13 protein-coding genes are annotated in these 12588 nt (G+C 51.5%); 5 read left to right on the forward strand and 8 right to left on the reverse strand.

Annotation, left to right across the window (positions count from 1 at the left end):
• Positions 1-13: 13 nt before the first annotated feature.
• The 5 genes from lepA to rpoE form a co-directional block, all read right to left on the reverse strand.
• On the reverse strand, positions 14-1810 hold the full coding sequence (lepA, locus tag BZJ17_RS01200; RefSeq protein ID WP_069591298.1) for a translation elongation factor 4: 1797 nt from the start codon (positions 1808-1810) through the stop codon (positions 14-16).
• A 78-nt stretch (positions 1811-1888) separates the two neighbouring features.
• Positions 1889-2386 carry a SoxR reducing system RseC family protein gene (locus BZJ17_RS01205; protein ID WP_077639519.1) on the reverse strand — a complete coding sequence of 166 codons (498 nt, stop codon included), beginning with the start codon at positions 2384-2386 and terminating at the stop codon, positions 1889-1891.
• Positions 2383-3360 carry a sigma-E factor regulatory protein RseB gene (rseB, locus tag BZJ17_RS01210; RefSeq protein ID WP_077479923.1) on the reverse strand — a complete coding sequence of 326 codons (978 nt, stop codon included), beginning with the start codon at positions 3358-3360 and terminating at the stop codon, positions 2383-2385. Before rseB ends, BZJ17_RS01205 begins: the two co-directional genes overlap by 4 nt.
• On the reverse strand, positions 3357-3992 hold the full coding sequence (locus BZJ17_RS01215; protein ID WP_077639520.1) for an RseA family anti-sigma factor: 636 nt from the start codon (positions 3990-3992) through the stop codon (positions 3357-3359). Before BZJ17_RS01215 ends, rseB begins: the two co-directional genes overlap by 4 nt.
• 32 nt (positions 3993-4024) lie before the next feature.
• Positions 4025-4606, reverse strand: a complete 582-nt coding sequence (gene rpoE, locus BZJ17_RS01220) for an RNA polymerase sigma factor RpoE (RefSeq protein WP_077639521.1) — start codon at positions 4604-4606, stop codon at positions 4025-4027.
• A 334-nt stretch (positions 4607-4940) separates the two neighbouring features.
• Between rpoE and nadB the strand changes: the two genes are divergently transcribed.
• Positions 4941-6557: an L-aspartate oxidase gene (gene nadB / locus BZJ17_RS01225; RefSeq protein WP_069591283.1), complete on the forward strand. Its 1617-nt coding sequence runs from the start codon at positions 4941-4943 to the stop codon at positions 6555-6557.
• 84 nt (positions 6558-6641) lie between these two features.
• On the opposite strand, the gene BZJ17_RS01230 is transcribed toward nadB, so the two are convergent.
• The 3 genes from BZJ17_RS01230 to BZJ17_RS01235 all read right to left on the reverse strand — a co-directional run bounded on the left by BZJ17_RS01230 (position 6642) and on the right by BZJ17_RS01235 (position 9228).
• Entirely contained in the window at positions 6642-8471 is a 1830-nt protein-coding gene (locus tag BZJ17_RS01230; protein WP_077639523.1) for a methyl-accepting chemotaxis protein, read from the reverse strand.
• A gap of 114 nt (positions 8472-8585) precedes the next feature.
• On the reverse strand, positions 8586-8996 hold the full coding sequence (locus BZJ17_RS17130; RefSeq protein ID WP_131826788.1) for a protein YgfX: 411 nt from the start codon (positions 8994-8996) through the stop codon (positions 8586-8588).
• Complete coding sequence (locus tag BZJ17_RS01235; RefSeq protein WP_069589792.1) at positions 8965-9228, reverse strand: succinate dehydrogenase assembly factor 2; 264 nt, start codon at positions 9226-9228, stop codon at positions 8965-8967. Before BZJ17_RS01235 ends, BZJ17_RS17130 begins: the two co-directional genes overlap by 32 nt.
• A 227-nt stretch (positions 9229-9455) precedes the next feature.
• On the opposite strand from BZJ17_RS01235, the gene ygfZ reads away from it, so the two are divergent.
• From ygfZ to BZJ17_RS01255, 4 genes are read left to right on the forward strand one after another with little or no spacing between them, the layout of a single operon-like run.
• On the forward strand, positions 9456-10439 hold the full coding sequence (ygfZ, locus tag BZJ17_RS01240) for a tRNA-modifying protein YgfZ (protein ID WP_077639524.1): 984 nt from the start codon (positions 9456-9458) through the stop codon (positions 10437-10439).
• A 3-nt stretch (positions 10440-10442) separates the two neighbouring features.
• Entirely contained in the window at positions 10443-10943 is a 501-nt protein-coding gene (locus tag BZJ17_RS01245; protein ID WP_241836735.1) for a YbaK/EbsC family protein, read from the forward strand.
• A 15-nt stretch (positions 10944-10958) separates the two neighbouring features.
• On the forward strand, positions 10959-11921 hold the full coding sequence (locus BZJ17_RS01250) for a LysR family transcriptional regulator (RefSeq protein ID WP_077639526.1): 963 nt from the start codon (positions 10959-10961) through the stop codon (positions 11919-11921).
• A 3-nt stretch (positions 11922-11924) separates the two neighbouring features.
• Positions 11925-12461: an N-acetyltransferase gene (locus tag BZJ17_RS01255; RefSeq protein ID WP_077639527.1), complete on the forward strand. Its 537-nt coding sequence runs from the start codon at positions 11925-11927 to the stop codon at positions 12459-12461.
• Positions 12462-12588 lie beyond the last annotated feature (127 nt).

Here is a 12588-nt window from a genome sequence, read left to right on the forward strand (position 1 = left end):
CTTTAATCCGTTATTATTTGTCTTTACCCACGTGCAAAATGGCCAAAAAGGCTTCTTGCGGCAGTTCGACGTTACCGATCTGCTTCATGCGCTTCTTACCTTCTTTTTGTTTTTGCAGTAGTTTTTTCTTACGGCTCACGTCACCGCCATAACATTTAGCTGTAACGTTTTTACGTAACTGCTTCACGGTTGAGCGTGCAATGATGTGGTTACCAATCGCCGCCTGAATCGCAATATCAAATTGCTGACGTGGGATGAACTCTTTCATCTTCTCAACCAAATCACGGCCTCGAGGCTGGGCATTATCACGGTGAGTAATAATCGCCAAGGCATCAACACGGTCGCCGTTAAGAAGAATATCTACCCGCACCATGTCTGATACTTCATAGCGCTGGAAGTTGTAATCCAAAGAGGCGTAACCGCGGGACGTCGATTTAATCCGGTCGAAGAAGTCCAAGACCACTTCAGCCATTGGGATATCGTAGGTTAGCGCCACTTGGTTGCCGTGATACACCATATCTACTTGCATGCCGCGCTTCTCCACACATAAGGAGATAACGTTACCGACGAACTCACTTGGCACCAAGATGTTACAACGGGCAATCGGCTCACCGATGGTGTCGATATCGTTGATCGGCGGCAGCTTCGCAGGGCTATCCACGTACACCACTTCTCCGTCGTTTTGTGTCACTTCGTACACAACCGTCGGGGCGGTGGTAATCAGGTCGAGGTTGTATTCACGCTCAAGACGCTCTTGGATGATTTCCATATGGAGCATGCCAAGGAAACCACAGCGGAAACCAAAGCCCAGCGCCGCTGAGCTTTCTGGTTCATAAAACAGTGAGGCGTCGTTTAAGCTCAGTTTGCCTAGCGCATCGCGGAAGTTTTCATAATCATCCGAGGAGATCGGGAACAAACCGGCATACACCTGTGGCTTGACCTTTTGGAAACCTTCAATGCGCTTTTCACAGCCATTTTTTGCATGGGTAATGGTGTCACCCACTGGGGCGCCAAGAATGTCTTTAATGCCACAGATCACCCAGCCCACTTCACCCGTTTTCAGCCCTTGGAGCTCTTTGCGTTTCGGCGTGAAAATGCCGATGCTATCAATGTTCCACTCTTGGCCGGTGCTCATGATTTTGACTTTATCGCCTTTTTTGAGCTCACCTTCACGGATACGCACCAATGACACCACCCCTAGGTAGTTATCAAACCAAGAGTCAATGATCAGGGCTTGCGTGGGAGCATTCGGATCGCCTTCTGGTGGCGGGATAAGACGTACAATATCTTCCAGTACATCATCCACGCCCACGCCGGTTTTCGCCGAACAGCGGGTAGCATCAATGGCTTCAATACCCACGATGTCTTCAATTTCTTGCGCGACGCGATCAGGGTCGGCAGCTGGAAGGTCGATTTTGTTCAGAACAGGCACGACTTCCAAGTCCATTTCAATCGCGGTGTAGCAGTTTGCTAGGGTCTGAGCTTCCACGCCCTGTCCAGCATCTACCACCAGCAAAGCACCTTCACACGCTTTCAGTGAGCGTGACACCTCATAAGAGAAGTCGACGTGTCCTGGCGTATCGATGAAGTTAAGCTGATACTCATTGCCGTCTTTGGCTTTATAGTTCAGTGTCACACTCTGTGCTTTGATGGTGATACCGCGCTCGCGCTCTAAGTCCATAGAGTCGAGGACCTGAGAAGCCATTTCCCGGTCAGTAAGGCCCCCACATACTTGAATGAGTCGATCGGAAAGGGTCGACTTACCGTGGTCAATGTGGGCGATGATCGAAAAGTTACGAATATGCTTCATGTGTTAGTGTGACTTACTCGTTATCTATAAGAATGGGATCCTAGGATCAGGTGGGGCGGATTCTACCGAAAATAGTGGCTAGTCGCTATCCTGACGTGCTGCATTTATCACCGCGAGCTCGGAAACTGGCTCTCCCATCACGCGTAATAACTGGGGCTGCTGTTGCTCAGGCGTCCCTACCCGTGCCGCCAAATAACGCGCAATCAGTACACCGAGTGTGCCAAAACCAACACTGGTGGCAATCACACCAGCCTCGCCGCCACTGGCAAGCTCGGCAAACACAAACTGACCAAGCAGTGCGCCCACCATCAACATCACCAGCGGCACCAGATACACAATCAACGCGGAACGCACCAAGGTGACTTCCGCGAGACCAATTTCAACCAAGGTCCCGACCGGTAATGCTTTGGGGGCACGCACTTTGACATGATTGACCTTACCGGGCAACGCTTTAGACACGATACCGGTGCCACACTGACTTTGTGATTGGCAACTGCCACAGCTGGTTTGTTGCTGACACGCCAGTGCCAGCCAGCCATCTTGATATCCAGTCACTTCCGCGAGCGCTTTAATCATTGTTCAACCTGTTGCGATGCTTTCTCTCCATTATCGGTGATACGCACCGAATTAGCGACACGTTTAGCAGTTTCAGGCGGAATATCACCCACCACGGTAATCTCTGCGTTTCCGCTAATCACACTGTGCAACGTCCGGCGCCCCTGACGAACAATTTGCTCACGTACCGAGACATCGTCCGCTTTGGCCAAATAAACCGAAAAACTGAACAGGCCGTCGCTAAACATTTGGCTTTCAACCGCACGCTTGGTCATCATCAAACGATGGCGATTGCTGTACACAGGCTCAAAACCATCCGGTAATTGGGTGACTTGCCAATCTAATGATGAGCGGCTGGTAGTGGGCAGTTTGAGTACGGGGGGCAGCGTGAGTTCTGCCAGTTGCTGCATCGCTTCGCTAATGCGCGGCGTGACCACGAGCGACAATGCGCGATATTGCTCCAGCGGATCACCATCTCGGTCCAATAAATCCGCGCGGACCGGAAGCTTGCTCTCTTCATCAATCCACAACAGATACGAGTAACGCTCACCATCTTTTGGGGTAATTCGCACCACTTGGCAAGCCATACCCGCTTCACGAGATTCTCCCATTGAGACAAAGTCATACTGACGTGCAAGGACATCAATATCGGTTTGAATCAAGGTGGGAAGTGGCGCAACGATATGATCGCTGGCAATGGTAAAGGGGTCGTATCCCGGCTCAAAGTAGCTCACTTCATCGCCGCGACGGATCACTTCGCGCGGCGGTCCGCTGAGGTACATTAAGTGCCCGAATGCATGCTCACCCACGCGCGCATGACGAAAGCGCATCGGCTCTAAACTATTTTTGCCGACCATGATGTAGGACACTTCATAGTCTAATGTGTCGCTTGCGACGTCCATTTGATGTAACAAAGCCTCGGCAGAAGGTTCGGCCGAGGCTTGCGCAGACATCAAACCGACCAGCGCAAGCGCACCGATCAGAGTTTTTTTCATTGATTTGTACTGCTCATCGACGGTGCCAGTGTCTGATTCTCAGACAGCCTATCTTTATTCAAACGAAGCTGCAATTCGTAGTCTTTCAACATCGCATTAATCCGGCGACGTTGCTCCATCAACTGCGCTTCAGTGGGCGTTGAGCGAAAATCGTCTCGGCTCAGACTCACCGGTTCTGCGGCCCCCGAAAAAGGAATGGTCTCTAGTACCGGTGGCTGCGTGGCGGTACTCGCTACCGGTGATGTGCTCTCCGGCTGGTTATACTGCTGCACACCGACAATCACGGCCAATGACACACAGGCGGCCATCCCCACTTGCGTGACTTGTTGAAGCCAGTTGGGCAAGTGACGACGGGCTTTTTCCGGCGTCGGCTGCGCTTCATGCATAGGTACCACATCACTATCATGATGATGAACAGGGGTGTGCGCTGGCTCCTTGTCTAACGCAGACGCCACTGCCCCAGCAATGTCCCACTGTGCGGCACTTGGGGTTTCGCCTCGCATTACGTCACGGAGGGTCCCGAAACTTTCCCATGTTTGCAGCGCGTCATTATCGTGCTCGAGTTGGTGGATCACTGCGTTATCCACGACCTCACCATCTAACAACGCTGAAATTTGTTCTCTATCCGTCATTCATGTCACCGTCATGCAGCCAGCAAAACACGTTACCGTTTCATCAGTGGTCGGATGCGCTTCTCCACCGCTTCTCGAGCGCGGAAAATACGAGACCGTACCGTACCGACTGGACAATCCATTACCTGTGCAATTTCTTCGTAGCTGAGTCCATCGAGCTCACGCAACGTAATTGCGGTTTTTAAGTCATCAGGCAGTGATTCGATCGTCGAAAAAACTACCTGCTTCAGTTCCTCTGACAACATCAAGTTCTCAGGGTTCGAAATTTCTTTTAGTGAGCCGCCGCTTTCAAAATTCTCTGCGTCTTCTGCGTCTATATCACTGCCGGGTGGACGACGCCCTTGCGCCACCAAATGGTTCTTTGCTGTGTTCACCGCAATGCGATACAGCCAAGTATAAAACSCACTCTCACCACGAAACCCCGGTAAGGCACGATAGGCTTTAATGAACGCCTCTTGTGCGATGTCCGGAATATCGCCACTGTGTGTTCCCACGTAGCGGGCAATAAGGTTGCACACCTTATTTTGATATTTGACGACTAACAGGTTGAATGCTTGCTTGTCACCATTCTGTACACGTTCTATTAGAACCTGATCGGTTAGCTGCTCGCTCATTCGAGCGTTTACTCCTTGGTTGTTCTTTCCGCCCGATTATCGAAATTCTGTGCCCGACGTTGTCAGAACGCGGTTAAACCCTCTTGCGAGCATTCGCACATACTACGACGAAGTGGCTGGGGAAAAGTTCCTCACCATATTGGTTTTATTTTGGGTGTCATCACATTACTGTGACGGGATGGCTAAATTATGACAACCTAGCCCGCCTATATTGTCGCCCGAAGGATAGCATGGTTGCAAACTTTCCCCCTCCGTTCACTGTGATTTGATCCAAGTGCGCGCAGGCATGACAAATTGGTGTAACATGGGCCGCGTAGAAAGAGGACCAGGGATCATGACGACCACAACTCAGGAACATCAATGTGATGTGCTGGTTATCGGCAGCGGTGCCGCCGGCCTATCATTGGCGCTACGTTTGGCGCCCACACATAAAGTGATTGTACTTAGCAAAGGCCCATTAAGCGAAGGAGCCACCTTATACGCGCAAGGTGGTATTGCCGCGGTTTTTGATGAGCAGGACTCTGTCGAGTCACACGTTGAAGACACACAAATTGCAGGCGCTGGCATTTGTGATACGCAAGTTGTCGACTTTATCGCTCGAAATGCGAAAGATTGCGTACAATGGCTGATCGATGGCGGCGTGCCTTTCGATCAAGAAGATACTGAGAGTGACACGCCGAAATATCACCTCACCCGCGAAGGTGGACATAGTCACCGCCGCATTCTTCATGCTGCGGATGCCACCGGCATGGCCGTGCAAACCTCACTGCAAGATAATGTACGCAACCACCCCAATATTACCTTGCTCGAACGCCACAATGCGCTCGACATTATTACACGTAAAAAAATCGGCCTTGGTGGTCCCAATCATGTGTTAGGTGCCTATGTCTGGAACCGCGACCGCGAAGTGGTCGACACGGTACGGACCAATTTTGTAGTGCTGGCGACCGGTGGTGCATCCAAGGTGTATCAGTATACCTCGAACCCAGATGTGTCATCTGGTGATGGCATCGCTATGGCTTGGCGTGCGGGCTGTCGGGTCGCTAATTTGGAATTCAATCAATTCCACCCAACCTGTTTGTATCACCCTGATGCCCGTAACTTTTTGCTTACCGAAGCATTACGTGGTGAAGGCGCCCATCTCAAACGCCCAGACGGGACACGATTCATGTCAGAGTTTGATGCGCGTGGCGAGCTAGCCCCACGTGATGTGGTGGCGCGCGCCATTGACTATGAGATGAAGCGCCTCGGGGCTGATTGCATGTACTTAGATATCAGTCATAAAGATCCTGACTTTATCACTAAGCACTTCCCGACCATTTACGAGAAGCTGCAGACCTATGGGTTTGATCTCACCAAGGACGCGATTCCGATTGTACCGGCCGCTCACTATACCTGTGGCGGTGTGATTGTTGACCAAAACGGCAATACCGATTTACCGGGCCTCTATGCAATCGGCGAAGTGAGCTATACCGGCTTGCACGGCGCCAACCGGATGGCGTCTAATTCGCTTCTGGAGTGTGTGGTCTACGCGTGGTCTGCCGCTGAACATATCAAAGCGCACCAAGACCATGTTGAGCCGCTTGCGCCGCTACCTGCTTGGGATGAGAGCCAAGTAATTTGCTCCGATGAAGAAGTGGTTATCCAGCACAACTGGCACGAGCTGCGTTTGTTCATGTGGGATTATATGGGGATTGTTCGCTCCACCAAGCGTCTGGAGCGCGCACTGCGTCGTATTGAACTGCTCAAGCAAGAAACTCACGAGTACTACGCCAATTTCCGCGTGTCGAATAACTTGCTAGAGCTGCGCAACTTGTTACAAGTGGCGGAACTGATGGTGCGATGTGCCATGCAGCGTAAGGAGAGCCGAGGGCTGCACTACACAATTGATTATCCAGAGCAATTACCCGACTCTGGGCCAACCATTTTGGTGCCCGATCAACCTTGCTAACCATGTGACGGTAATAATAAAGGCCAGCAAACGCTGGCCTTTTCTCATTGAACGAAACAGCACTCAATCTACTGCATTGTTTGCTCAGCTTTTAAACTGGCTCACTGCGCGCTCTAGGTTCGCCGCCTCTTCCGCCACCTGATGGGCTGCATCACGGTTTTGCTGGGCGCGATCGGTACTGGTTTGAGCAATATCCTGAATGGTATGCACGTTTTGGTTCACTTCTTTGGCAACCGAACTTTGCTCTTCAATGGCGGTCGCGATCTGGGTGCTCATGTCCATGATATGTTGCATATCAGCCATGATTTGCGCCAACTCTTGGGAAGCCGCCTCCACTTTAGACACCGACGTTTGCCCATCTTCGCGGCTTTGCTCCATACGCTCCGCGACCGACTGGGTTTGATCCTGCAATGAGCCAATAATACCGGCGATTTCATCGGTCGATTCTCGCGTACGGGTCGCCAGCTGACGTACCTCATCGGCAACCACCGCAAAACCACGCCCTTGTTCACCGGCTCGAGCCGCTTCAATCGCCGCGTTCAGGGCCAGCAAGTTCGTTTGCTCGGAAATGTCTTTGATGACATCAAGCACAGATCCAATTGTCTCGGACAGTTTACTCAGCTCCAACACTTCGTTGCTGGTATTACTGAGCGTTTCAGACAAAGTCATGATCATGGTGCGGGTATCATCCACCACTTGCTGGCCATTTTGCGCGCGTCCCAAACTGGTACGGGCGTTTTCGGCGGCTTGATCGGTATTACTGGCAATATCACGAATGGTGCTTTCCATCTCGTTCATCGCGGTTGCTGCGTGGGTAGTTTCATCTAACTGGGTGGTCAGTGCAGAGCTGGTTTGATGACTACGCGATTCGACTTGCTCGGCACTTTGATGCAGCGCTTGCACCGCAGAGCGTACATCCGTCACCATGGTTTGGATGCCAGCCAGCATCTGATTAACATCTTTGGCCATCGCCGCAATTTCATCACGACCCGCCTCATCGGCCCGCAACGTCAAATCTTTTTGTTGCGTGATCTGGCTCATTTTCTCACTAAAGCTATAAATGCGGCGTTGAATCCCTCGATTCATCCACAAAGAGACCACCGTCATTACCAGCGCCAAGAGAATAACAATCGACGCAGTCAGTACCATGGTTTCTCTTTGCGCCTTGGTAATGGCGCTTTGATATGACTCACTTAGGGTTTCAAACATCTCTTCAACTTGGTGGGTCTTGCCACGGATATTGCCCAGCAGGCCTTGGTCATGCGCCAATCCCAGTTGCTCTTTTTGCGTTACCACCGCCTTTACCGTCGTGTGGTGCGCTTGGAATAACGCTAACAAATCGCCTTTTAGGTAGGCAGTCAGCTCGTTCATTTGCCGTTGATATTGCTCGATGTGACTTATATTGCTGCTATTAACGAACAGCTTCGCCTCCGCCACCAACAGTCGGGCGCTGCTTTCCAGCACAATATCGTTTTGGGTCGCCGCAACCAGCTTCTCACTGGCTTGTTGCATATCACCACGCAAACCTTGTCCGGCCTCTAGGCCGAGACGTTGATAGCCCGCGCCAAGGTCACGAAACCCCTGCGCGTAGCCTTGCATCGCTGTCGACACTTGACCAATAATTTGCGTATCGAGGCCAAGCGCTTGGCTTTCCGTGCGCAATTCACCGAGCAGGCTATTGAAGGCATCAACATTATTATCAAATCGGGAGAGATATTTGGGATCCATGCGAGCAAGAAAATCTTTTTCATTACGTCGCAAATTAAGCAGAATCACTTCAAGGTCAGACACTGTGGTTAACTGACGGTGCATGTTGCCAAGCTTGCTCTCCGCTTTCCATGCCACACCCGCCACGGCCAACAGGGCTACCACCGACATCGCGGTTAGCAGCAATAGTTTTTGCTTTATATTCATAGTCACCCTACAACCAAACTCAGAGTTTCAATAGCCCTACACATTGTGTGCACCTTTTACTATCGGCCAAGTTGGGTAAAAGTAAAGCGACGTAAACACCTCGTCACAATAATGTCACAAACTATCCCCAGTCGCCGTACAGCAGTGACGATAAATTAGACGAAAGTGATAGTCTGGCATCCCGCCTCGCCACAAAAAGATCCGCGACTCCTCTTGTGTATTCTCGAGGACAACCAACCAAGGCGTCGCCCAGACACAGGACATTTTCCCTTTCGGTTGGGTATTCATCTGAACATAAAAATGGCGATCAATGGATAAGGTGCCTTGGCTAGCCAGTAACTGGTGGTAGAACCTTCGACCATCGCGGATTAGGTAAATAATCGCAAGGGCGCGGGCACTCAAAGGAAGGGCAAGGTGAAAAGTGATCAGCCATGCCGCTATCACGCCGAACAGGATCAGGCTAATAGCGACATAGCGAGGACAGCGGAGCTGACTATGTACGAAGCTTGCTTCGGTTATGGGCAACGATCTTATCAACGATAGATTTCATCTTAGGATCGTCAGGTTTACCATGCCCCATCAGCCACGCAAACAAATCAGGGTCGTCACTTTCTAAAAATGCGATGAAGTCTTGCTTGTCACTGTCACTCAAGGTGTCATAGCAAGCTTCAAAGAAAGGCATAATAATTACATCAAGCTCCAACATGCCACGGCGGCATGCCCAACGGATCCGTGGTTTATCGTCGGTATTTACCATGTTTACCTCAATCACTGATGTCAGTAGATGCATAGTATCAGCGCCAACGGAGGGCGACTACTTTTCCTCTCAACTCGGCGATGAAGATGAGAGCTATCCCCTGATGTTTATCGATTCAACGTCGCTTGCCATCAATACCCTTACAATACAAAGGCTGACAAGCTGACAACGCACGATTAGTATACGTGTCATACTCTGTGTTTTTCTCAACTGCGAGCGTGATTTCTATGAGCGAATGGTATCAAACAGTCGCCTTTACCCCAGCCGAGCGCAATGCAAATAGCCCACTGCCTGATTTGGCCTTAGTCGCATTAGATAACTGGTCATTGACGCAAGTGAGCGGCGACGACACTCAAAGCTATCTGCAAGGACAATTGACCTGCGATCTGAGCCAACTCGACAAACATCAATCGACCCTCGCGGCTCATTGCGATCCCAAAGGCAAAGTATGGTCGGTATTACGGCTTTTCCATCACGGCGACGGTCTGGCCATGGTGCAACCAATGTCGATTGCACAAACGCAACTCACTGAGATAAAAAAATACGCCATCTTCTCGAAAATCGACTTTCAGCCTAGTGAAGATGTATTGCTCGGCGTCGTCGGCCAACAGGCGGAACAAGTGATCGGGAAACATTTCGGCGCTCAAGGTGACGTGCGCCACAGCGAACACGGCACAGCGGTGAGGATCGAGCCAACCCGCTGGTTGCTTGCCATCAGTCCTTCTGCGGCGGACCAACTGGTTGCAGCCTATCAGGAAAGTGCCTTATTGGCTGACAGCACGCTATGGGAGCAATGCGACGTCGATGCTGCCTTGCCGCGCATTGAAGATGCCACCAAAAGCGAGTTTATTCCGCAATCCCTCAATCTGCAGGTACTGGATGCGATCAGCTTTACCAAAGGCTGTTATACCGGTCAGGAAACGGTCGCACGCGCGAAATACCGTGGCATCAATAAACGCGCCATGTATAAATTGGTAGGACAGGCCGATAAGGCCCCTAAGCCGGGAGATAAAGTAGAACGAGCGGTAGGAGATAATTGGCGAGCGGGCGGCACCGTCATTGCTGGCGCTACCTACTCAGATGGTCATGCAGCCGCCTTAGTGGTTTTACCCAATAACTTGGACGACGACACCGCCTTTCGATTCGCGGATGCGCCCGACGCCATTTGGCAGCGCGTCGCACTCCCGTATTCACTCGAAGAGGAAAAATAACCCTTGGTCGCTTCTTCTGCCTCTATGCCACTGCAAACCGCCGTCACTGCCACGCTTGATATGGCAGGGGTGACCTATGAGGTTTTATGGCAATCGCAAGCTACCCAATCCATCACTGACACAGCGGCAGCGCGCGGGATCTTACCGGCGCGTATGCTAAAAACGCTGCTTTTACGTGATATGGGTAACCAGTACGCATTAGCCTGTGTGCCCGGTGATTGTCAGGTCGACCCACGGCGCGTGCGCGAGCAGTTAGCATGTCGGCGAATGACACTGGCCGACGCAGACAAGGTGCGAGCAATGACAGGTTATACGCTTGGCACGGTCGCTCCCTTAGGATTACCTCGGCCACTGCCAATTGTGTTTGAAGAGCGTATTTTCGACCACGATAGTGTCACGATCAGCAGTGGCGATCCGCATGCTGGGCTGTGGGTGAAAGTGACCGACCTAGTGGCACTTTGCCAACCTCTGCGCGCCGCCATTTGTCGCGACGATAACCCCTAGGAGTCAAGGCTAAGGATGGCGCAAAAACAGTGGCGTAAATACGACCTTAACCTGCTCGTAACCTTTATCACCTTAATGGAAACGCGCAGCGTCACCCGCGCGGCTGAGCGTTTGGCCTTAGGGCAATCGGCCATGAGCCATAGCCTGTCGCGTTTGCGTGTGATGCTCGATGACCCCTTATTTGAGCGCCGCAGCCATCAAATGGTGCCCACTGCCCGCGCGATAGATATCGCACCTAAGATTCAGGCATTACTCGATACGCTCTCCAGCGAGGTGTTGGTGCCACCTCACTTTGAGCCGCAACACTACGATGGACAGGTGCGCATCGGGCTCACGGATTATGCGGAGCTGATTTTTGCCCCCGCCTTATTTGATAGCTTTACGACTCATCTGCCTCACGCACAATTAAGCCTTCGCCCTGTCGACAAAAAAAGCTGTCAACAGGCGCTTGAGGATGATGAGGTCGATGTCGTGATTGGCGTGCTTCCAGAGGGGATGGAAAACATGGCCAGTCAGCACTTGTATCACGAACAGCACGTCTGTCTGTTTGACCCCAAAAGCACAGGGCTGCAAGCCCCCATTAGTTTGGCCGATTTTGTCGCAACGCCACACGCGCTGGTTTCCACCCAAGGTCAGTTAACGAGCCCTATCGACCAAACCCTGACCAAGTTAGGCTATCACCGTCACGTGGTGATGGGATCGCAGCGATTTCTCACCGTGAGGCAATTGCTAAAACAGCGCCAATTACTTTGCACTGTCCCGGAACTGATGGCACGTATCGATAATTTCGATGATACCGACACCCTTGCTCTGAGTGCACCTCCCATTGATGTGCCAGGGTTTGACATCCATCTGGCATGGCGACAGCAAGTCAGTGCCCACCCACGTACTCAGTGGCTCATTGCCCATATCACCGAGACCGTTTTAACCCGAGTCGATGCCCTAAAAGCCGACCCAAGCTACGATGGAAAGGAGTAAGCGATGCCGTTTTTACCTTTAACCGATGTGAACATCAATGACGTTGCTGAACTGGTCCGTGAGACATTTACTCACAGCGAAGGGCCGGATGAGGGGAACTTGATTGGCCAACTGATTCATCAGCTGCACGACACCACACCAGAGGGTGAATGGCTTGGTTTTGTCGCGGTCGATAACTCAGTGCTGGCTGGGGCAGTGTTTTTTTCTCGGTTAAGCTATCCAACCATGCCCGAGGCGGCACTGCTTTCGCCGATGGCGGTCCACCCAAGCTATCAAAAACAGGGGCTTGGGCAGTCATTAATTCAGCATGGTCTTACCGCATTAAAAATGCAGGGCTATCAGTTGGTGATGACCTATGGCGACCCAGCGTTTTATGGCCGCGTGGGATTCACGCCCATTTCTCCAGAGAATATTCAACCACCGCATCATTTGAGCTATCCACATGGGTGGCTGGGGCAATCATTAACCGATGCACCATTAACAGCACTGAGAGGAAAACCCAGTTGCGTACCCGCATTTAACTGCGCTGATTTGTGGTAAAGATCCCAAACTGAGGATGTACACTAACGCTGTCATCCCCTCGCCATAAACCCTTTGCACAATCTGCGCCGTTGTATGTCGATATTTCTCGACATCACAACTATGGTTACCACCTAGAATAGGGTTA

Source organism: Salinivibrio sp. IB574 (genome assembly GCF_001996205.1).
Classification (GTDB): domain Bacteria; phylum Pseudomonadota; class Gammaproteobacteria; order Enterobacterales; family Vibrionaceae; genus Salinivibrio; species Salinivibrio proteolyticus.